The organism is Cryobacterium sp. TMN-39-2, from assembly GCF_004402745.1.
GTDB classification, from domain to species: Bacteria; Actinomycetota; Actinomycetes; order Actinomycetales; family Microbacteriaceae; genus Cryobacterium; species Cryobacterium zongtaii.
Genome location: NZ_SOFX01000011.1, coordinates 336,482 through 357,108, shown reverse-complemented (window position 1 = coordinate 357,108; position 20,627 = coordinate 336,482). Strand labels below are relative to the sequence as shown.

Genomic DNA, 20,627 nt, shown 5'->3' with positions numbered 1-20,627 from the left:
GACGAAGACGCGGGCCAGCCGCCGGCGCCGCTCCCGCACGGCGGCGGCGTGAGCCGCGATCTCTGACCGGCCGGGAGGGTGGTTCGTGGTGGTCACCGGCCGGGCCGGAGCAGGGCGGCGGTCTGTTGCCAGGTCGACGGCGAGAGGATGGAGCCGCCGAGCCGGGCGCCGGCGCTGCGGTCCTTGCGCGGACGGAAGGTGAGGGGCGGCTCGTCGGCCTGCATCTCGGTTTCCGGCGGCACGAGGGTCGGGCCACCGGATGCGGCGTGCAGCGACCTGGCGAACGCCACCGCCGACCGATCGTTGCCGGAGCCGGCCCGCACGGGGCGGCTCGCCCGGGCGGCGCCGTGGTCGGTCTCGGCGTCGTGCAGCACGTTGATCGACTGCTCGGTGACGCCGAGCACGAAGCGGCGGCCGTCGACATCCACCACCACCACGGATGCCTTCTGGCCGACGCCCTGCCGGCCCACGACGGTGACGACATTGTTCGCGCGCGCTCCGGCGCCCCGGCTCAGGCGTCGTTGCAGCACCCAGAGCAGCCCGAGCACGACGGCCAGGGACAGGATCACTCGCAGGGCGACGACGACGGTGTCCACCTAGGTCAGGCTCTCGGCGACGTCGAGGATCTTGGTGATCCGAACCGCGTAGTCCTGGTCGACGACCACGATCTCGCCGTGGGCGATCAGCCGGCCGTTGAGGAGGATGTCGGCGGGCGATCCGACGGACCGGTCCAGTTCGACGACGGCGCCGGGTTCGAGGGCGAGCACGTCGCGTACCGTCATCCGGGTGCGGCCGATCTCAACGGTGAGCGCCATCTCGACGCTGTTGATGCGGCCGAGGTTGCCGACCACGGTGCGGTCGCCGGCCGCGACGGCCGTACCGTTCTGGCGCAGGCGGATCGCGAACCAGCCGAAGGTGACGCCGGCGCCGGTGAGATCGAAGACCACGGTCTCCGGGTCGAGGAACAGCGTCGTGGCATCGTCGATCCGCGCGTCGCCCAGTACGCCCAGGCCGAGGACGACCGCGGCGCGCTCGAGGGCCGGGCGGATGATGTCCTCCCGTGAGACGAGTCCGCCGTCGGCGCCGGCCGCCGCGTCGAGGGAGCCCGGATCGGCCAGCACCACGGCGAGGTCGGCGGAGGTGGCGCCCACGAACGAGGCGACGACGGCGCCGTGCACCGCTCCCCCGGCGCGGCCGAGGACGACGGTGCCGGAACCGGCCGCCGCGGTGAGGACGGTGGGCGTGGGCAGCACCGTCAGCAGGGCGTCGACAGCCGCACCCGCGACGCCGTCGGAGAGCCCGGAGCCGAGAACCCCGGTGCCGCGGGCGGCTGACGGTGACTGGGCGGAGGCGGGGCTATGAATCGTCATGGAGTCTTTTCCTCGGTGTCGATGATGATGCAGGCCAGGCGGGAGCCTGTGGCGCCGACGGCAGCCCGGGCGAGAGTGCGGCCATCCACCACCAGGTCGAGCGGCCGGTGGGTGGGATGCGGGATCGCGAGGACGTCGCCGACGGCGAGGGCCAGGATGGCGCTCGGCAGCACCCGCGCGTGGGCCAGGCGCAGCGAGACATCGACGGGCACCCAGCCGAGCTGGGCGCGCAGCAGGTCCACCGGCGGGGTGGCCGACACCGGCGGACCGGGCTCGCCGAGCTGGGGAAGCAGCGCCTCGGCCGGCAGGGCCAGGGTCGCCGCCGTGGTCTTGTCGCCGACCCTGATGATGAAGGATGCCACGATCATCAGATCGGAGGTGGCCGCGGCCTGGGCGAACTGGGAGTTGTACTGGATGCCGCCGACCGCGATGGGCAGGGTGAGCAGGCCGCCGAGCGAGTAACGCAGGTCCTCGAGGGCGTCGTCCATCAGCCGGCGAACGAGGGCCTGTTCGATTTGGGTGAAGGGGCGCTCCGGCGGTGCGGGCAGCCCGGTGCCGCCGAGCATGTGGGCGACCCAGAACAGCGCCGCGGCCGACGGGAACTGGAGGACGGCCTGCGCTTCGAGGCCCTCGACGGTGCAGAGCACCATGGTGGTCGTGGCCGGCAGTGAGGCCGCGTACTCGTCGTAGCCGCTCATCACGACCTGCTCGCAGGTGACCTGCGAGATCACCCGCACCTGGGCGGTCAGCTGGGTGCCCCACTGGCGGGCGAAGGTCTCGAAGGCCAGCTCCAGCACCCTGGCGTGGTCACGGGCCAGCGTCGTCGGTCGGCTGAAGTCGTAGACTTCCACCGCCCGCGCGGGTTTTCCGGGCACGCCGGTGCTGATGTGTTCCTGGACCGTCACGACTGGCACTATCGGCCGGTCGGAAACGGATGTTAGCGGCGTCGGCAAAATTGCCGATGCCAAAGCCGTTTCTTTCGTAGCTTCGTCGGGCTGCAACGGGAAGGACTGACGACCGTTGTGACGGAAGCGAAAACGAGCGCGACGCCTGCGCCCTGGATCCAGGTCAGGGTCTCGTTGGCGGCGGCAAGCCCGATGGTCAGTGCGACGATGGGGCTGAGCAGGCCGAGGAATGCCGGGATGTGGGTGGGCAGCAGTTTGATGCCGCGAAACCAGAGCAGGTAGGCAAGCGCAGTACCGACGAGCGAGAGATACGTGTAGCCGGCGATGTTGCTCAGCGAAGGGGCGAGCGCCGGGAGGGGCTCAAGGACGGTGGTCAACAGTGCAAGGAAGAGCCCGCCGGCGAGCAGTTGCCACGCGGTGGTGACCAAAGGCGACTGACCGTCAGACCACTTCTTGGTGAGCACCACTCCAATCGCCATCGAGACCGCGCCCCCGATCGCAGCGGCCACTCCGATGGGGTCGAGGCCAGCCTGAGAGCGCAACACGATAAGCGCGACCCCGGCGAACCCTCCTGCACCGGCGACAAGCACTCTGCTCCCCACGCGCTCAGAGAGCACGCCGGATGCGAGCACCGCGATGAGCAGCGGCTGGATGCCGCCGACGACCGCAGCGACACCGCCGGGCAACCGTTCTGCCGCAACGAACAGCAGCGCAAAGAAGACACCGATATTGAGAATGCCCAGTGCGGCCGATTTCCACCACCACGCCCCGTGTGGCAGCTGGCGCGAGACGCCGAGCAGTACGACACCCGCGGGAAGCGCGCGCAGAGTGGCGGTGAGGAGGGGGTGTCCCCCAATGAGAAAAGTGGTCGATGTGTAATACGTCGTGCCCCACATCACGGGCGCGGCAGCGGTGACCAGGAGGAGAGACATTCGTTTGCTAAGCACTTAGCAATACTAGCTAAGTCCTTAGCTATAAGCTGAGTTCATGGATCATGTTGACCACATCATCGAGCAGTGGCGCATTGAACGACCCGATCTGGATCCGTCACCGATGGCCGTGATCGGACGTCTGAGTCGTGCAGCCGCGATAGTGGACGCGCGGCTTTCGGCGACCTTTGCAAGGCACGGCATCGATTCCGCCACTTTCGACGTCCTGGCGACTCTGGCGCGTCAGGGTGCACCGTATCGGATCAGCCCTGCAGCGCTGGCCGCAAGCAGCATGATCTCCAGCAGCGCCGTAGCGCAGCGTTTGAACCGCCTGGAGGCCGCGGGATTCATCACCCGGAAACCCAGCTCCGATGACGGTCGAGGAAAACTCGTGCAGCTCACGGAGCCCGGACATGAGCTGCTGAACAGGGTTCTCCCCGATCACCTCGCGGCCGAGGAGCGGATTCTTTCCCTGTTCACATCAACCGAGCGGGAGACCCTCGCTGATCTCTTGGCTCGACTCGCCCCCTCGGAGTGACTGTTCCGGCGGGAACCCCTCGGCCCGTTCCGGACCTGCTGACCCGGCATCAGCGTCCGCGCGCTGCCCTCGCTCGCGCTTTGATAGCCATGACGACCTCAGTCTTGGCGTCGGCGTAATCGTTCATGTCGTCCCACCGTTTGCTGAGCAGTTCCCTCTTGGTGTTCTCGTAGAGGGAGCGGTCTTCCGCATCGGTACGGAGATGATCACGCAGGAGGAGGTAGCCGTCCACGGCAGGATCGTCGTGTTCGAAGAGGTGCACATGCACGTCGCGTGCCGGCGTGCGCACGAGGCGATGTCTCGGTTCGCGGACCCTCAGTTCGTATCCGGCGTCCAACAGCGCATCCAGGTAGTCCTCTTCAGCGGTGATGTCGTCCACCGTGACCACGATGTCGATGATCGGCTTCGCTGCCAGGCCGGGGACGGAGGTGGAACCGATGTGCTGGATCCCGATCTCCCCTACCGTGGGAGCGTCGCTGATCCGCCGCCGGTGTTCCAGATAGGTGCCCGCCCAGCGCTCGTCATAGGGGTGGAGCTGGAGTTTGAGCGCCTCGGCTCCCCCGACGAGCTCGACGGTCGTGACATCGGGACGCCGCGGCTTGCGCATTCTGCTCATAGAGACATTCTCGCCCTCGAAATTCAGGGGTCGTGACGCACTTCGGTCACGGGACACCTAACGGACGATCTTCTGCAGAAACGCGTTTCTCTGCTCGATCAGTTTCCGCATGTAGTTGGCGAGCACCAAGCGTTCGACTACCCGACCGAGGAGCCCCAGGGGCGCCGCAAACGACACCCGATCAATCATGAGAGTGCCTCCGCGAGTGGGAGCCATGGGCTCAGACCGAGCAGACGCTAGAGGGAACCGCGGCGTATACACAATTCCAGCTCGAGCAGTTCGCCACAGGGTCCGCAGTGCCTGGGATGATCCTGCGCGGCGACACGGCCATCGGATCGGTATCTCTGAGAATCGATGCGTGTCTGCACACTGCCGAGCTTGGCTACTGGATCGACGAAGAAGCAGAGGGGCGCGGGGTAGTGACTCGCGCTTGTGCCCGGATGATCGAGCACGCGGAATCCGTTGCTGTTCGCCGCATTGAGATTCGAACGGCGGTGGGTAATAGACGTAGCGCTGCCGTTGCCGAACGGCTCGGGTTCGAACGAGAGGGAGTTCTTCGTCAGGCGTTGCCGATCGGCGCCGACAGGCTGGACGTCGTCATCTACGGACGCGTCTTGTGAACATGTGTCTCACCGGTGCTCACTGAGAGAATATGCTGCGCGCTAGGGGTCTCGACCATCGTGCTGCTGCGGCTGCCAGCCTCACCGTCGGGGCACGGGCAGTGTGATTGCATCGACCGCTGTCTGAACCAGCAACTCTCCGTCGATGGACTCAATCCCGGTGAGGTCCCATGTCCATCGAGCCACCCATTCCGTACCCGTCCCCCCCTTGCCTTGGATCTCTCGTCCGATCGTCCGCATTGCTCTTGGGGGTGTCACTCGAATCTCCGCCAGCAGCACCTGTGCACCGGATAAGGGAGGCGCTCCGGCGAAGCGAATCCCCTTGCGGGCCGCTGCGTCGAGATAGCGCTTGAGGGCCCGCCCGTAGACAGCATCAAATTGCCGTGTCGCGGCGGAAGGAATGGCCGTAGCTTCGAGCACTATCGCCGTGTTGGACGGGAAGAGCGTGGTTTCAGACCGGGATAGCGTGAGGAGCGCTTCAACTCCAGCACTGGTCATCAGAATGGTCTTGTCGTTGGCCATGAAAGACCTTCCTGACGGAGCCTGGAATTGAAGGTTATCCGGGCAAGCCTGTTCCTGGGCGGACGCTGCCCGGCCGGCGGCGGATTCCGGGACCTCAGTGGCCGGAGCTGACCACGGGTTTGTCACTGCCCGTCTTGTGGCCGCTCTTGGCCGGGACGCTCTTGGCCGGCGCCGTCTCGTCGGGCACGGCCGTGCCGTCGAGCACCGACGGGATCAGGGCACGCACGCTGTCTGGCTGATTGGAGAGCAGCACCACGTCGACCCTCCGGTTGCGGGCCATCGCGGCCAGGTCGTCACCGGTGTCCACCGGCCGGGCCGAACCGTATCCGATCGCGCCGATCCGGTCCTGGGCCACCCCGGTGCGCTCCACCAGGTGCCGCAGCACCTGGGTGGCCCTGGCGCTGGAGAGCTCCCAGTCGGTCGGGTAGTTGATGGTCACGCCGTGCCGGTCGGCGTGCCCCTCCACCGACACCCCGCGCTGACTGCCGGCCAGCACCGGGCCGATGGTGTCGAGCACCGAGACCGCCTGGCCGCTGAGGGTGGCGACGTTGGGTTCGAAGAAGGTCTCGGAGCCGATCAGGCCCACCGAGAGGCCGCGTTCGTCGATGGTGTACTCCACGAGGGCGTCGAGGCCGACCGCGCTGAGCGCCGCCTGCATGGCCGCTTGCACCGCGGTGAGGTCGTTGACCTCGGCTATCGCGAGATCGAGGTCGGTGAGACCGACATCCTGGTTCACCGCCGGGGTGTCGACAAGGTCGGCCGGCACCACGATGCCCTCCGCGGTGTCCACCTTGCCCACGTCCACCGCTCCGAAGCCCGTCGCCAACGAGTTCTTCAACTGCACGAACTTGGCCTGGTCCACCGTCGACATGGCGAAAAGCACGATGAACATGCACATCAGCACGGTGACCATGTCCATGTACGAGGCCATCCAGCGCTCGTCGACGTGCTCCTCGTGTTCCTCCTCGAGTCCGCGACCACGGCCCCGGCCGCGTCCGCTCACGCGGCCTTCTTGAGCGGCTTGGACGACGACTTTCCGGCCTTGGCGCCCTTGGCGGATGCCATCGGAACCATGGCCTGCAACCGCTCGCCGAGCAGGCGTGGCTGACTGCCGGCCTGCACGGCCAGCGCGCCCTCCATGAGCAGGATCATCCGCTCAGCCTCGATGTCGGAAAGCCTCTTCAGCCGGCTGCCGATCGGCAGCCAGAGGAAGTTCGCGGACAGGAGCCCCCAGAGCGTCGCAACGAACGCGGCGGCGATCATCGGGCCGAGGGTGGACGGGGTGTCGAGGTTCTCGAGAACGTGGGTGAGCGAGATCACGGTGCCGATGATGCCGACCGTGGGGGCATAGCCGCCGAGGGTGGTGAAGAATTTGGCCGCGTTACGGCTCTCCTTGGTGCGAGTGGCGATCTCGTCTTCGAGCAGGATGCGCAGCTCATCACCGTCGGTGCCGTCGGCGATGTTCTGCAGTGCGCCGCGCAGGAACGGGTCCGTGATCGTGTCGGCCTCCTGCTCGAGGGCGAGCAGGCCGGAGCTGCGGGCCTTCTCGGCCAGACCGACGACCTGGTCGATGAGCTTCTGGGGCGGGGTGGTCTTACCCAGGAAGGCACCGGGAAGCGCCTTGATGGCCTTGACGGTGTCGCGCAGGGTTCCGCCGGCGATGCCGACGGCGATGGTGGCGCCGAAGACCAGCACGATCGGGGCGGGCAGCAGGATCGCGGTGATGTGCGAGCCCTCGATGGTGATCATCGCGAAGAGCGCGCCGAAGGCGAGCACGATGCCGATCAGGGTTGCGGGATCCATCTATATTCTCCGGGGGCGCAGGGGGACAACGGCGTCCGGTCGGGTGTCGGGGTCGCCGGCGGAACCATCTCCGGCGCTGTAGGCCAGGCCGATCACGTGCGCCCGGTAGGCCGCGATCTTCTCGATGACCTCGGCCAGGTTCTCGGTGACGATGAACTTGGCGCCATCCACCATCACGAGGGTGGTGTCGGGGTTGACGTGGATGCGTTCGATGAGGTCGGGATTGATCGCGAACTGACTGTCGTTCAGCCTGGTTACAACGATCATGGACCCGTCCCTGGTTCCCGGACGACTCCAGCAGCCGTCGACAACCACTGTCGGCTGCTCACTGCGTTGCGTTAGCGGCCGCGATGTGAGCCGGAGCCGTGCGGGCTAGAACGCAACCACGGTGGGCATCCCGTCGCCTTCGAGGACGGTCACCGAGAATGGCGCGCTGATCGTGGGTGCGCCGACAGCGGCCATCCCCGCCTGGCGGCTTGCGGCGTTGTCACCCATGATCGACACCACGATGACTCGGGGCTGAGTGGTGGGATCCGACCCGACCGTGAATCCTGCAGTCGATCTCAGTCCCGCCTCGTCGAGTGCATCGACGACCTGGCTTGTCACGGCGTCAGCGGCGGCCTGGTACTCGGTCGCAGAGAAGCCGAGGCCTTCGATGGTGGTGTAAGGCAGACCGGTAGCATCGAGCACCGCGATCGCCCCGGCCGGCGCATCGCCGGCGAAGCCCATCGTGAAGGTGTGCGACTCTCCGAAGTAGCAGTAGGCGTAGTCGTCGGCGAACTCGGTCTCGATGACACTCGCGGCGTCACCCAGAGGCTTCTGGTAGAGCGCCCACTCCTGCTCTTGAGGCGAGTAGTTCAGCTCGGCAAGGGTGTGGCCGGGGTAGATCTCCCGAGCCATGATGGCGTCATGGTCGGTGGCGAGCCCTGCCCCGGCGTGCTCGGTGACGCGCCACGGTGCCGCCGCTTCATTGGCCTCGCTGGTGCCCGGTGCCGGGGCCAGCGCAACGCCCAGGCAGAGCGCAGCCGCGGCGAGGATGGCTCCGGCCCGCGTGGCCCTGGCTGCTGCCGTTCTCATGTGTCCCCCATAGCCGATCGCTCGTGCGTCCATGAGGTCAAGCTAACGCACGGGGCCCAGGAATGGCCCAAAAAAGAGGTTATCCACAAGTTGACTTTTGCTCACACAAAGTTTCGGAATCGGGCTAGATTCGGGGCATGACAAACCAGTCGAGTATCGCAGACATCTTCGCCGCTTCCCGCGGCGATGGGCTGGTGGATGCGGCGGTCGACGTGGCCCGACTGGGCTCTTGCAGTGTCGATTACGACAAGCTCACGGATGCCGCTGTCCTGTCCGGTCAGCAGACCCTGGCCCGGGCCCAACGCGAGCTGGACACCCGCAAGGCGTGGCTGGCGAAGACCCTGGCCCAGCGGTCCCGGTGGGAGCTGGGCCAGTCCGGTTTGGCTGCGCAGCAGGGCTTTTTGAATCCCGAGGGGTTGATTCAGAAGCTGACCGGCACCAGCAAGGTCGAGTCCCGCAAGCTCGTGGGGGTGGGCCGGATGCTCGCCGAGGTTGAAGACGCCCAAGCGCAGGCGGCCGCGATCGACGCCGAAGCGGCCCGCCGGTTGCTCGAGGGGGCGCTGGACCCGGACATCCCTGATGGGGTCGACGGGTTCGACGGCCACGGCGGGGTCGCTCCGGTCGTTCCGCTGCCGGCGCCGATGCCGTGGCACGCACCGATCTCGCACGCCGTGACCGGCGGAACCCTCTCGATCGATGCCGCGCACGCCCTACGCACCGGCCTGGGCGACATCGATACCGTCGTCACCGGCCCGGTCCTCGCCGATGCCTTGGCCGGGCTGCTCGCCGACGCCGCGGCGATGGACGTGGACCAGCTCCTCAAACGGGCCCGGCAGACGCGCGACAGCCTCGACGAGGCCGGCATTAGGGTGCGAGAACAGAAAGCCTGGGACGACCGCTACCTGCGCATCTGGACCCTGAACACCGGCCAGGTCCGCATCGACGGGCTCTTCCCGGCGGAACAGGGCGAGTTCATCAAAGCCACCTTCGACAGTCTCACCAGCCCCCGCCGCGGCGGCGTGCGCTTCGTCGACACCGAACGCGCCGCCTGGGCCAAACGCGTCAAGAACGACCCCCGCAACACCAGCCAAATCACCTGCGACGGTTTCCTCGACCTCCTCAAAGCCGGCACCACCATCAACCCCAACGAGATGCTCGGCGGCCGCCGCCCCGCCGTGCAGATCCTCACCACCACCGCCACGACGGCCAGACCCGCCGCACCCACAGGACCGGCCGCCGCCGACGACATCCTGATCTGCCTACCCGGCCAAACCGGGCACGGCTACATCGAGGGCAACAACGCCCCGGTCTCCCCCGAAACCATCGAACGCCTCATCTGCGACTCGGGACGTGTTGAGATCACCGTCGACGAGTTCAACCGGCCCCTGGACCTGGGCCACGAACAACGCCTGTTCAACCGGGCCCAACGCCGAGCCCTCGCCGCCCGCGACGGCGGCTGCAGGTGGCCCGGCTGCGACCGCCCACCAGCGTTCACCGAAGCCCACCACATCGAACACTGGCTCAGAGACCACGGCAGAACCGACATCAACCAGGGCATCCTGCTCTGCCCCGCCCACCACCTGCTGCTCCACAACCAGCACTGGCAGATCTTCGAAAACACCGGCCGCTACTGGCTCCGCCCACCCACAACCATCGACCCCGGCCAAGCACTCATCGAGATGCCCGGCCGCACCCGGGACGGGCCGCCAGAAACAACAGCACCGCCCAGGGCCTGATCAAGCCGGCACGTGCGCTGCGTTAGCGCTTGAGGTTGGTGAGTTCCTGCAGTACCTCGTCGGAGGTGGTGATGATGCGGGCGTTCGCCTGGAAGCCGCGCTGGGCGACGATCAGGTTGGTGAACTCCTGCGACAGGTCGACATTCGACATTTCCAGGGCTCCCCCGGTGAGCGAGCCCAGCCCGGTGGAGCCGGGCGCGCCGAGTTCGGCGGTGCCGGAGTTGAAGGTGGCCCGGTAGCCGTTCGAGCCGGTCTTCTCCAGCCCGCCGGGGTTGGTGAAGGTGGCGAGGGCGATCCGGCCCAGCGCCTTCTGCTCGCCGTTGCTGAACAGGCCGATGAGGGTGCCGTCCTTGCCGAAGGAGTAGGACTCGAGTGATCCGGGCGCGGTGCCGTCCTGAGACGAGGCCGTGACAGTGCTGATTCCGGCAAGTGCGGTCAGCGTACTCAGGTCAATCCTGATGCCGGTGGTCGTGATGTCCCCGATGTCTAGTGTGCCGCCGGAGGTCACTCCTTTGCCGGTGAAGGCCAGCGCGGTCGATCCGGAGGAAGTGCCGTCCACGCCACCGACGGTCCAGCCGCTTGCCGCTTTCGTGAAGGTCAGGGAGAGCGTGCGAGCTGCACCCGAGGCATCGTAAACCTTGATGTCACGTACCAACTCGGTTCCAACGATGGCGTCGGAGGGCAGCGTTCCCGTCATGGTTACCTTGCTCGTCCTGTCCCCCGCGATGACCGCGTTCAGCGGCAGGGACAGGTCCCCGACGGCACCGCCCTCGTTGACCACGCCGTCGACCGCGCCCCAGCCCTGCACGATCGCACCAGACGGGGTGACGAGGCGGCCTGCGGAGTCGAAGTCGAAGGAGCCGGCCCTGGTGTAGATGGTCTCGCCGCCCTGCTGGGTGAGGAAGAACCCGTCGCCGGAGATGAGCATGTCGGATGCCTTGCCGGTGGCCTGCGACGACCCCTGTGCAAAGTTGGTGGCGATGCCGGCAACCTGCACACCGAGGCCCACCTGCGCCGGGTTGGTGCCTCCGGTCGTGGCGCCCGGGCCGCCGGCGCCCTGGGTGAGCTGGGAGAGGGTGTCCTGGAACTGGGTGGCCGAGCCCTTGAACGCCGTGGTGTTGACGTTGGCGATGTTGTTGCCGGTCACGTCGAGCATGGTCTGGTGGGCGCGAAGGCCGGAGATACCGGAGTACAGGGAGCGAAGCATGAGTGCTGCCTTTCAGGAGGTGATGAGGAGGAAGGGTACGGCGACCTCGCCCGGTTTGCGGGCGGGTGTCGTGTTGGTGCAGATCGAGCTGGCGAGGGGCGGGCTCGCTGGATGCGAACGCGGTGCCGGATCACCCGGTGGGGGCGGTCACCCCCGAGATCGCGTCGAGAGCCACGCTGGCCGTGCCGACGGTGACCTGAGGCACCGGGCCGGCGTAGGACACCGCTGACGCGATGCCGGTGACGCTGGCGCCTGCGGCATCCGTGTACGTGACGCTCTGGCCGACGAGAGCGGCAGCGGCCGTGCGCATCTGCAGCGAGAAGTTCTCGTCCGCGGTCGTGGACAGCGCGGTGAGCTTCTCCATCATGGCCAGCTGGGTGGTCTGAGAGATCATCTGGTTGGTGTCCATGGGCGAACTCGGATCCTGGTTGCGCAACTGGGCCACCAGAAGCGACATGAAGGTCTCGGAATCGAGAGTCTGCTTGGGAGTGCGCACCGGTGTCGTCGAGTAGAGGCTGGCTCCGGCGCTGGAGTCTGCGGCGGCGGTGGACACGGAGCCGACGGCGTCGATTGTCATGGGATCTCGTTTCTGGGAGGCTGCGTGCGGGGTGAGGTGCGGGGTGAGGTGCTCCTGGGCGGTGGGTCAGGCGAGAACATCAACACGTCCCCTGGCCAGGTCGGATCGGGTCGGGTCAGCCGCGGAGTCCGCCGTATCCGCGCCGATCGGCGGGGACCGCAGCCATTGATCGGCGGCACCGGATTCCCGGCGGCGGTCATGGGCTCCGTGCTGACCACCGCCGAGCGCCGGATTTCCCTGGCCGGGCTGATCGGCGTTGCGGTCCTGCCGGCCTGACGAGCCGGCGTCGCCGGGCTGGTTGCGCGCGGAGACGTCGAGGCTCGCCGTGAGTGCGCCGCCGGCCAGGTCGCGGCGCAGGTCGGGCAGGATGAGCCGCAGCGCGTCCCGTGCGACGTCGGTAGGGGCGAACAGCTCCAGACGGATGCCGGTGGCGCTGATCTGCGCCCGCACCAGGACCGGCCCGAGATCGTCGGGAGTGACGCTGATCGACATCGTGTGTTCACCGGGTCCGGCGGCCGCCAGGGTGAACAGCGGACGGGCCACCTGGCTCGCCAGCGGCGCCGGAACGGCAGGACCGGTAGAGGGCGGAAGCGCCGGGGCACCGGCGGTTGAGCCGTTGACGGGTACCGCGGCCACCGGCCCGGAGGCGGCCGCCAGAGTGAGGCCGGCCGCTGGTGCCTCAGCGCCAGCGGGTTCGTCTGTAGCCGCACCGGGCGTCCGGGGCGACCCCACGGCACCGGCGGCGCCGGCGGCAGTATCGGTCGCCGCAATCGCCGTCGTGCCAGCACCGGTGACTGCAGTCGCCGTCGCGGCAGGGCCGGTCGTTGCGGTGCCGGTCGCTGCAGTGCCGGTCGCGGCAGCCGCGGTGCCGGCAGAGGCGGTCGCGGCAGGGGCGGTCGCGTCGGTGGTTGTCGCGTCGGTGACTGTCGCGTCAGTGGTGGTCGGAGCAGTGTCGGTCGCTGCGGCCGCGGTCAACGAGGTCCCGTTCGCGGCAGGGGTGGTCTCGGCAATGATGGTCGCGACAGCGGCGGTCGCGGCACTAGGGGTCGCGGCAGTGGCGGCCGTTGCGGGCGCGATCAACGCGGCCCCGTCCGCGGCGGTGCCGTTCGCGGCAGTTTCGTCCGCGGCAGTGCCGTTCGCCGCGGTGCCGATCGGGGCGATGCTGGTGTCGGTGCTCCCGGTAGTAGCGGGTGCTGCGTGCCCGGTGGCGGCGGTTCCCGCCGGCTGGCCCAAGGCCGGTGCCATCGGCGCAGCGGGGCCGGCTCCGGATCCGACACCGGCATCCCCCGCTCCGACCGGGGCGACGATGCCGGGGCCGATCGGGGTGGCGCCGGGATCGGCAGGTGAAGCCGACGCTTGGCTCATCCCGCCCGGCAGGGCTCCGGCCACGGCCGAACCTGATCCCGGCTGAGGTGACGCGACGATTGCGGAATATACCGACGGCGACCCTGTGGGAAGGGACGCGGCAGGCGCAGACGCGAAGGGTTCGTCGTTGAGTTCAGCGTCGTCGCCGGGTTCAGTGTCGCTGGGTTCGGTGCGGCTCGCGGATGCGGTTGTGGTGGGTGAGGGCCGGGTGGGCACGGGCCTGCTGAGCGCGGTGCCACCGCTGGAAGGAACACCGCTACGGACAGCTCCCCCGGGCCCAGCACCGCCGGGGCCTGCAGAAGCTACGCGACGTGCCCCAACCGATCCGGCGCCGGATTCCGGACCGGACGCGGCACCGCGCAACGCTCCCGCGAACGCGTCGGCGCCGACGGCGGGATCCGGCTGGGAACCGCGGGACCCGCGACCGGGGGCGACCCCGGGCGCTCCCGGGGCCCGAGGGAACTGCGTGGGCGCGGTCACGAGAGCAATCCAGACAGGGACAGTGCCGAAGCGGACGAGGAGCCGGTGGACGCGCTGCCGTTGGACGCGGCGCCGTTGAACATCGACGCGAATGCCGCCGTGAGCAGGTCGGTGGAGCTCGATGCCACGCTGGCGGTGGCCGCCTGATCGGGGATCACCCGGCGGATGGTGGTGATCTCGGAATCGTCCATGTAGGCATCCACCTTGCTGACCGTGCGCCCCTCGTATGGCGCGTGGATCACCTGGTTGTTGCCGGCGTAGATCAGGATGTGGTCGCCGCCGCCGGTGACGATGAGGTCACCGGGCTTGGCCTCGGCCAGCGACGCCACCTCGGTGCCGATGGTCATCTGCCCGGACACCAGACGGGGCACCTCGATGCCGAGGTCGGCGTAGACGCGTTGCACGAGACCCGAGCAGTCCATTCCGGTGCTGTCCTCGCCGCCGAAGACGTATGGCACGCCCAGGTACTTCTCGGCCGCCGCGACGACGCCGGCACCGGTCGCTCCCGAGCCGGCTGCGCCGGTGGTCGGGGCTGTCGTGCCGGTGGCCGCGGCGAGGGCATCGGCGAAGCTGGTCGCGGAGACTGACGACCCGGCCCCACTGCCGGCCGTGACGCTCGTCGCTCCGGTACCGCCGGCGACAAGGTCGTTGAGCTGCACCAGCCTGGCCTGAATCTCGCCCATCCGGCCGAGCGCTTCCACCATCGTCATCGCTTCTCCCCCGTTGGTGCCCCGGTGCCCGACGAAGCGGTGCCGGCTCGTTCGTCGCCCAGCCGTCGGTGCCAGCCGGTCGACGCTATCTCGTCGATGATGGTCTGTTCGGCGTGCAGGTCTTCGGCCGCGGCCAGGTCGCCGTGGCGCCCCTCGAGCTTCTCCAGGCTCACGGCGGCGGACTTCCTCGACTCGAATTCGCGTTGCGCGTCGACGACGCCCTGCTGGGCGACCGCGTCGAGGGCCGCGAGTTCAGCCAGCATGCTGCGGGATGACGCCCGGGCGGCGGCGATCGCGTAAAGGGTGTCGGCGCCGGTGGCGCTGATCGGCAGGTGCTCCAGCGCGGCACGGGTCTCGTCGATGCGGGTCGCGGCGGCCCGTAGCCGTGCATTGGCGACGGCGAGGTCGCCCGCGGCCTGGTCCTGCTGCAGGTGGCGCAGGCGCAGCAGGCCGGCGAGAGAGAACTGGCGGGTCATCGGGCACCGCCCAGCAGCCGGGCCAGCGCGGCGAGTCTGTCCCAGGCCTCGGCGGCCGGGGTGTGCTCGTCCATCCGCTGCTGCAGGAACGCGGTGATGGCGGCGTCGTGCTCCACGGCGGCGTCGACCAACGGGTTGGTGCCGCGGCGATAGGCGCCAACGTCGAGCAGGTCCTGTGCGGCGCGCCGGGCGGCGAGCACCGCACGCAGGGTGCCGGCCACGGCGGCCTGCTCAGGCGTCGTCACCCGTGAGGCCACCCTGGAGATCGAGGCGAGGGCGTCGACAGAGGGAAAATGGCCGAGCACGGCAAGTCTGCGGTCGAGCACCACGTGGCCGTCGAGGATGGACCGGGCGGCGTCGGCGATGGGTTCGTTGTGGTCGTCGCCGTCGACGAGCACTGTGTAGATGCCGGTGATGGAGCCGGCCTGGTCGGTGCCGGCCCGTTCGAGCAGGCGGGCGAGCAGTGAGAACGTCGACGGCGGGTAGCCGCGAGTGGCGGGCGGCTCGCCCACCGACAGTCCGATCTCCCGCTGGGCCATCGCCACCCGGGTCAGCGAGTCCATCATCAGCATCACGTCGGCACCCCGGTCGCGGAACGACTCGGCGATGCGGGTGGCGACGAACGCGGCCCGCAGGCGCATCATGGCCGGCTCGTCCGAGGTCGACACGACGACGATCGACCTGGCCAGTCCCTCGGCGCCGAGGTCGTCCTCGAGAAACTCGCGCACCTCGCGCCCGCGCTCGCCCACCAGGGCGATCACCGACACTTCGGCATCGGTGCCGCGGGCGATCATCGACAGCAGCGACGACTTGCCCACGCCGGAACCGGCGAACAGGCCCATCCGCTGGCCCTTGCCCACGGTGGTGAGGGTGTCGAGCACCCGTACCCCCAGCTGCAAGGGCGACTGGATGCGCGACCTCGCCATGGCGGACGGGCTGTCGTGGTCCAGGGGCACCCGCTGCGCAGCGACGAGTGGTCCCTTGCCGTCGATGGGACGGCCGAGCCCGTCGATCACCCGGCCGAGAAGGCCCGAACCGGTGGGGACGAGAAAGCCCGTGCCGCCGCCGCGCACGGGGTCGCCGACCCGGATGCCGGTGAGCCTGGCCAACGGCATGCAGCGCATGCCATCGGGGGTGGTGGCCACGACTTCGGCGTCAACGCCCCCGGCACCGGTGCCTGCCTGCGATCCGGGTCCGCCGATCACGACGAGGTCGCCGATGGCGCCGTTCAGCCCGCGCACGTCCACGCTCAGGCCCACGATCGACGAGACCACGCCCACCCGCTCCGGGCGGGCCGCCGCCAGGGCTCTGGCCAGGCGGTCGGTGCTGTCCGGCCTAGTGAGGGTCATGACACGCCTCCGGCCAACGCCGCCCTTGCCCGCTGCAGGGCACTGCCGATGCGGGCGTCGAGGTAGCCGTCGGGGAACTCGCTGACGGCGTCGCCGCGGGACAGGCTCGCATCCGCCACCAGGGTGACGCCAGACCCGGCCAGCGCGGAGCCGTCGAGGGCAGCGAGGTCGTGCGGGTTCAGCCGCACAGTGTGACCGAGAGACCCCGCTGCCCCGTCGGCCCGGGTGCGAGCCAGCGCCGAGCGCACCGCGGTCGCCTCGTCGGCGAGAGCGTGGCCGATGATCGCCTCGGCCAGGTCGACGGCGGCGCCGAGCAGGGTGTCTTCGACGTCGTGGAGCACCGGCACGGTACGGGTCTCGAGCGCGCGGACCACGGCGTTGAGCACCTCCAACGTGCGGTCGCGCTGCCGGCCGGCGGCCTGCATCAGCTCGGCATGCTCGGCCTCGAGCGTGGCCACCCGCGCGTCGACGGCCGCCGCCGCCGCCCGCAGTCCCTCGGCGTACCCGGCGGCGTGGCCTCTGGCCTGCCACTGGCGCTCGACCCTGGTGCGGTCGTCATCGCGTCCGATATTCCCCCCGGCGTCGGCGAGGGTGGGAAAGACCAGCGCCGAGAAGTCGGCATCCGGAACCCCAGCGCCGGTGCGTGCCGCGCTAAACAACGAAGTCATCCTCGTCGGCACGCTGCACGGTGATCGCGCCCTGCGCGGCCAGGTCGCGGATCGACCGCACGATGGTGGCGCGGGCCTCTTCCACCTGCGAGACCCGCACCGGTCCGAGGCCGGTGACCTCGTCGTTGAGGATCTCGCGGTTCCGCTCGGAGAGGTTGCGCTGGATGATGTCGACGACCAGCTCGGTGGACCCCTTCATGGCCACGGCCAGCACGGCGGCGTCGATGCCGCGCAGCACCAGCTGCACATCGCGGTTTTCCAGCTTGATGATGTCGGCGAAGGTGAGCATGCGGGAGCGCACCTCTTCGGCGAGCACCGGGTCGCGTTCATCCAGCGCCTCGAGCAGGGCCCGTTCGGTGTTGATGTCGGCGCGGTTGATGATCTCCACCAGCGGTTGCACACCGCCGACGACCTCGGCGGAGTCCCGCGACGCGGCGACGGCTCCGATGCGTTTCTTGAGGATGTCGGTGACCACCCGCACGGCCTCCGGCGTGGCCGGCCCTGTGGAGGCGATGCACTGGGCGACATCGGTGCGTACCGGGCCGTCCAGCCCGGAGAGGATCGCGGAGGCGTGTTCCGGACGCAGGTGGGCGAGCACCAGGGCGATGGTCTGCGGCAGTTCGCCGTCGAGAAGCGCGAGCACCTGCATCGAGTCGACGGTGTCGAGGAACTCGAATGCCTTGCCGGCCATGGAGGTCGCCACCCGGCTCATCACGCCGGCCGCCCGCTCGGCGCCGAAAGACTTCTCCAGCAGTCCGACCGCGACGGCGTGACCGCCGCGCGGGTTGCGGGCGCCGATGGTGGTGAGTTCGTGGAACTCGGCTACGGCGCTGTCCATGACCGACGCGTCGACCCGGCGCAGCTGCACGATTTCGGCGATGATCTCGGCCGCCTCGACCTCGGAGAACTGCTTCATCACCTCTGACGCGCGTTGCTGGTCCATGGTCATCAGGACCACGGCCACCTTCTGGGTGCCGGTCAGGCCGGTCTTGGCGTCCATCATGCGGGCTGCCGATCGTCCATCAGACCGCGCAGCATCTCGGCCGCCATCTGCGGGTCACGCAGGGCAAGGGCGTCGATGTCGGCCACCCGCTGGTCGCCGCCGCTGGGCAGGGCACCGCCGCCGGCGACCGGGTAGACCTCGGTGGGCGTGGAGTCGATGAACAGTGGCGCCATCTGCGGCGGCAACGACAACGGCACCGTCGGCGCATCCAGCGCAGACCGCGCCTGCACCAGGTCACTCAGCTCGATGGCCTTGCGGCTCTGCCGGCGTGAGCGCCTGGCATAGAGGATCAGCCCGAGCACAAAAGCGATCACGGTGCCGGCCACGATCAGCCCCACCTGCAGGATGCCGGCATTGCGGGCGGCCTCTTCGGCCGCGGCGGCCTCGGCCAGCGCCGCAGCCGCGGCGTCGGCGCCGGCGGCGTTGAAGCTCACGACCTCCACGGTCACGGCGTCTCCCCTGGCTACGTCGATGCCGGCGGCGGAGGACACCAGGCTGGTCAGGTCGGTCACGTTGAGGTCTTCGGCGACCGCGGCGTTCACCGCCACCGACACCGTCTGCCGGTTGATCTCCCCTGCGGGCACCGTGCGCGTTTCGGTGACCTTGTTGATGGCGTTGTTACGGGTGGTGTCCTCGCTGGTGAAGGTGCCGTCCGCCGTGGTCTCGGCCGGCACGGCGATGTTGTCGGGTCCGAGCACACCGGCCGCGGCATCCCCGGCACCGGAGTAGGACTCTGTCGTCACGGCCTCGTTGAGCGCCGGGGCGTTCTCGGGAACCGCGAAGGTCTCCTCCACGACCTGGGCGCTCTGGTTGCTCATATTTGCGGCGACCACGACGGTGGCGTTGCCGGGTCCCACGACCTTGTCGAGCATGGCCTGCACCGAACCGCGCACCCGTTCCTCGTAGTCGCCGGCCTGCTGGCCGGCCGACCCCGTGGCCCCGACGCCCACGGCGGAGAGCACGACGCCGGCCGCGTCGATGACCGCGACATCCGTGGGCTTCATGCCGTCGATGGAGGCGCTGGTGAGGTGCACGATGGCCTGCACCTGCTCGGCGTTCAGGGTGACGCCGTTCCGGGTGCCCACGAAGACGGATGCGGTGGGATCATTGGTCTCCTCGGTGAACACCGTGGCCTCGGGGATCGCCAGCCGCACCGAAGCGGTCTGCACACCCTTCATGGCCTCGATGGTCGCGGCGAGTTCGCCCTCGAGGGCCCGCTTGTAGGTGACCGACTGCTGGAACTCGGAGGCGGTGACCCCCATGGTGTCCAGCAGCGAGTAGCCTCCGGTGCTCGACGTCGGCAGGCCGGCGGCGGCGGATTTGAGCCGCTGGTCGTAGACGTCGGCCTCCGGCACCAGGATGGTCGCTCCCCCGTCGCTCAGCTCGTAGGCGACACCGTCGGTGCGCAGCTGCTCCACGATGGTGTTGGCGTCGGAGCCGCTCAGTCCCGAGTACAGCGGGGTGTACGCCGGTTGGGTGGCCCACATCGTGAGCGCGGCGGTGCCCAGGGCGAGCACGGCGACCCCGATGATGGCCATGGTGCGCTGGGCGACGGTGAATTCGCGGACGGCGTTGCCCAGGCGACGGAACACCGAGGTGATCTGAGCGGGCATCAGGCCTGCATTCTCATGATGTCGTTGAACGCTTCGACGCCCTTGTTGCGCACGGCAGCGACGAGCTCAAGGGTGACCGCGGCGCGTGAAGACGCGATGGTGGCGGTGTGGATGTCGTCGAGGTCACCCGTCACCGCCTGGATGGCGTAGCTGTTGGAGGTGGACTGCAGCTGCTGGAGGTTGTTCACCGCGCCGGTGAGGGCGCTGGCGAAGCCGGTGTCAGAGGATTCGGTGGCGCCCGTGGCCGTGCTGGCGGGCAGGTACGACGTGGCGCTGACGGCGGGCACGGAGCCGATGGCGGGGATGGTCATCAGTTGCGTCCGATCTGCAGGGCGGCTTCATAGGAGGTCTTGGCCCGGTCGATGACCGCGGCGTTGGCCTGGTAGCCGCGCTGGGCCATGATCAGCTCGCCCATCTGTTCGGCCATGTCGATGTCGGGGCGGCGCACGTAGCCGTCGGCATCCGCGATGGGGTTGTCGGGTTCGTAGACGAGCAGGCCCTCGGCGTCGCCCAGCGCGGCGCCGGCCACGTAGGCACCCGAGACGCCCTCACCCTCCTGGGCGACGATGTACCGGGCCTGGAAGGCATCCCCGGAGGTGGCGGTCGCGGTGTTGGCGTTGGCGATGTTGTCGGCGACAGCGTCGAGCCACTTGCGGTGCAGGGTGAGACCGGTGCCGGCGATGCCGAGAGCGTCGAGGCCCATCAGCTGGTCCGGAGCGCTGCGCGCATGCTCGAGTCGGCGCCCGCCACGGCCTGGGCGGCGAACTGGTAGCGCAGCACGGTGTCGATGTTCGAGACCGTTTCGGTGTCGAGGTTCACGTTGTTGCCGTCGAGTCTGGTCGGCTCCAGCGAGCGTGCGGTGCTGGCCGCGGTGTGGCCGTCGCCGTCCCGCACCGACTGGGCGAGGGCGTCCTCGAACGAGACCCGCTGGGCCTGGTAGCCGGGGGTGTTCACGTTCGCGATGTTGTTCGCGATGGTGCGCTGGCGCAGGGCCAGTCCGTCCAGGGCGCTGGTCAGCGCCGCGGTGGTCACGGATTCAATCACGCAGGGGCCCGATTCGTCG

General features: G+C 69.0%; 24 protein-coding genes and 1 pseudogene. 3 read left to right on the top strand and 22 right to left on the bottom strand.

What is annotated here, in order from left to right; translation table 11 throughout:
* Positions 1–92: 92 nt before the first annotated feature.
* Genes fliO through E3O57_RS03765 form a run of 4 tightly spaced genes read right to left on the bottom strand, consistent with a single transcriptional unit; the run spans position 93 to position 3,222 of the window.
* Entirely contained in the window at positions 93–596 is a 504-nt protein-coding gene (gene fliO, locus E3O57_RS03780) for a flagellar biosynthetic protein FliO (protein WP_103479137.1), read from the bottom strand.
* Positions 597–1,370, bottom strand: coding sequence for a flagellar motor switch protein FliN (gene fliN, locus E3O57_RS03775; RefSeq protein ID WP_103460648.1), 774 nt, complete (start codon positions 1,368–1,370; stop codon positions 597–599).
* Positions 1,367–2,275, bottom strand: a complete 909-nt coding sequence (locus E3O57_RS03770) for a flagellar motor switch protein FliM (RefSeq protein ID WP_241990291.1) — start codon at positions 2,273–2,275, stop codon at positions 1,367–1,369. Before E3O57_RS03770 ends, fliN begins: the two co-directional genes overlap by 4 nt.
* Positions 2,276–2,307: 32 nt before the next feature.
* A complete protein-coding gene (locus E3O57_RS03765) occupies positions 2,308–3,222 on the bottom strand; it encodes an EamA family transporter (protein WP_241983645.1) in 915 nt (304 codons plus the stop codon).
* 40 nt (positions 3,223–3,262) lie between these two features.
* Between E3O57_RS03765 and E3O57_RS03760 the strand changes: the two genes are divergently transcribed.
* Positions 3,263–3,742 carry a MarR family winged helix-turn-helix transcriptional regulator gene (locus E3O57_RS03760; RefSeq protein ID WP_088456011.1) on the top strand — a complete coding sequence of 160 codons (480 nt, stop codon included), beginning with the start codon at positions 3,263–3,265 and terminating at the stop codon, positions 3,740–3,742.
* 49 nt (positions 3,743–3,791) lie between these two features.
* Here the strand turns inward: E3O57_RS03760 and E3O57_RS03755 are convergent, their stop codons facing one another.
* A complete protein-coding gene (locus tag E3O57_RS03755) occupies positions 3,792–4,358 on the bottom strand; it encodes a GrpB family protein (protein WP_165787918.1) in 567 nt (188 codons plus the stop codon).
* Between the two features lie 233 nt (positions 4,359–4,591).
* On the opposite strand from E3O57_RS03755, the pseudogene E3O57_RS03750 reads away from it, so the two are divergent.
* A pseudogene (locus E3O57_RS03750) lies at positions 4,592–4,978 on the top strand (GNAT family N-acetyltransferase); the annotation flags it as partial.
* Positions 4,979–5,059: 81 nt separating this feature from the next.
* Here the strand turns inward: E3O57_RS03750 and E3O57_RS03745 are convergent.
* The 5 genes from E3O57_RS03745 to E3O57_RS03725 all read right to left on the bottom strand — a co-directional run bounded on the left by E3O57_RS03745 (position 5,060) and on the right by E3O57_RS03725 (position 8,380).
* A complete protein-coding gene (locus E3O57_RS03745) occupies positions 5,060–5,500 on the bottom strand; it encodes a hypothetical protein (protein ID WP_103479133.1) in 441 nt (146 codons plus the stop codon).
* A gap of 94 nt (positions 5,501–5,594) precedes the next feature.
* A complete protein-coding gene (locus tag E3O57_RS03740) occupies positions 5,595–6,503 on the bottom strand; it encodes a flagellar motor protein MotB (protein WP_103479132.1) in 909 nt (302 codons plus the stop codon).
* Positions 6,500–7,303: a motility protein A gene (locus E3O57_RS03735; protein ID WP_103460656.1), complete on the bottom strand. Its 804-nt coding sequence runs from the start codon at positions 7,301–7,303 to the stop codon at positions 6,500–6,502. Before E3O57_RS03735 ends, E3O57_RS03740 begins: the two co-directional genes overlap by 4 nt.
* A complete protein-coding gene (locus tag E3O57_RS03730; RefSeq protein WP_103460657.1) occupies positions 7,304–7,570 on the bottom strand; it encodes a flagellar FlbD family protein in 267 nt (88 codons plus the stop codon).
* 105 nt (positions 7,571–7,675) lie between these two features.
* Entirely contained in the window at positions 7,676–8,380 is a 705-nt protein-coding gene (locus E3O57_RS03725; protein WP_103479131.1) for a hypothetical protein, read from the bottom strand.
* 137 nt (positions 8,381–8,517) lie between these two features.
* Between E3O57_RS03725 and E3O57_RS03720 the strand changes: the two genes are divergently transcribed.
* Positions 8,518–10,116 carry an HNH endonuclease signature motif containing protein gene (locus E3O57_RS03720; RefSeq protein ID WP_134456565.1) on the top strand — a complete coding sequence of 533 codons (1,599 nt, stop codon included), beginning with the start codon at positions 8,518–8,520 and terminating at the stop codon, positions 10,114–10,116.
* Positions 10,117–10,138: 22 nt separating this feature from the next.
* Here E3O57_RS03720 and E3O57_RS03715 read toward each other — a convergent pair whose 3' ends face one another.
* The 12 genes from E3O57_RS03715 to E3O57_RS03660 form a co-directional block, all read right to left on the bottom strand.
* Positions 10,139–11,323 carry a flagellar hook protein FlgE gene (locus E3O57_RS03715; RefSeq protein ID WP_103479129.1) on the bottom strand — a complete coding sequence of 395 codons (1,185 nt, stop codon included), beginning with the start codon at positions 11,321–11,323 and terminating at the stop codon, positions 10,139–10,141.
* A gap of 130 nt (positions 11,324–11,453) precedes the next feature.
* Positions 11,454–11,900, bottom strand: a complete 447-nt coding sequence (locus E3O57_RS03710) for a flagellar hook assembly protein FlgD (RefSeq protein WP_103479128.1) — start codon at positions 11,898–11,900, stop codon at positions 11,454–11,456.
* Between the two features lie 66 nt (positions 11,901–11,966).
* A complete protein-coding gene (locus E3O57_RS03705; RefSeq protein ID WP_133159756.1) occupies positions 11,967–13,289 on the bottom strand; it encodes a flagellar hook-length control protein FliK in 1,323 nt (440 codons plus the stop codon).
* 452 nt (positions 13,290–13,741) lie between these two features.
* Positions 13,742–14,455, bottom strand: coding sequence for a C40 family peptidase (locus E3O57_RS03700; protein ID WP_088455998.1), 714 nt, complete (start codon positions 14,453–14,455; stop codon positions 13,742–13,744).
* Positions 14,452–14,931, bottom strand: a complete 480-nt coding sequence (locus E3O57_RS03695; RefSeq protein ID WP_088455997.1) for a hypothetical protein — start codon at positions 14,929–14,931, stop codon at positions 14,452–14,454. The genes E3O57_RS03700 and E3O57_RS03695 overlap by 4 nt, the downstream gene beginning before the upstream one ends.
* Positions 14,928–16,280, bottom strand: coding sequence for a FliI/YscN family ATPase (locus E3O57_RS03690; protein WP_103479126.1), 1,353 nt, complete (start codon positions 16,278–16,280; stop codon positions 14,928–14,930). The genes E3O57_RS03695 and E3O57_RS03690 overlap by 4 nt, the downstream gene beginning before the upstream one ends.
* Entirely contained in the window at positions 16,277–16,948 is a 672-nt protein-coding gene (locus tag E3O57_RS03685; RefSeq protein ID WP_206750286.1) for a FliH/SctL family protein, read from the bottom strand. Before E3O57_RS03685 ends, E3O57_RS03690 begins: the two co-directional genes overlap by 4 nt.
* Positions 16,932–17,951 (bottom strand): flagellar motor switch protein FliG, encoded by a 1,020-nt coding sequence (fliG, locus tag E3O57_RS03680; RefSeq protein WP_370289794.1) that lies wholly within the window; start codon positions 17,949–17,951, stop codon positions 16,932–16,934. Before fliG ends, E3O57_RS03685 begins: the two co-directional genes overlap by 17 nt.
* Positions 17,948–19,564, bottom strand: a complete 1,617-nt coding sequence (fliF, locus tag E3O57_RS03675) for a flagellar basal-body MS-ring/collar protein FliF (RefSeq protein WP_103461892.1) — start codon at positions 19,562–19,564, stop codon at positions 17,948–17,950. The genes fliG and fliF overlap by 4 nt, the downstream gene beginning before the upstream one ends.
* On the bottom strand, positions 19,564–19,875 hold the full coding sequence (gene fliE / locus E3O57_RS03670) for a flagellar hook-basal body complex protein FliE (protein ID WP_103461893.1): 312 nt from the start codon (positions 19,873–19,875) through the stop codon (positions 19,564–19,566). The genes fliF and fliE overlap by 1 nt, the downstream gene beginning before the upstream one ends.
* Positions 19,875–20,267, bottom strand: coding sequence for a flagellar basal body rod protein FlgC (locus tag E3O57_RS03665; RefSeq protein ID WP_088455991.1), 393 nt, complete (start codon positions 20,265–20,267; stop codon positions 19,875–19,877). The genes fliE and E3O57_RS03665 overlap by 1 nt, the downstream gene beginning before the upstream one ends.
* Positions 20,267–20,608 carry a flagellar basal body protein gene (locus tag E3O57_RS03660; protein WP_088457967.1) on the bottom strand — a complete coding sequence of 114 codons (342 nt, stop codon included), beginning with the start codon at positions 20,606–20,608 and terminating at the stop codon, positions 20,267–20,269. Before E3O57_RS03660 ends, E3O57_RS03665 begins: the two co-directional genes overlap by 1 nt.
* Between the last annotated feature and the right edge of the window lie 19 nt (positions 20,609–20,627).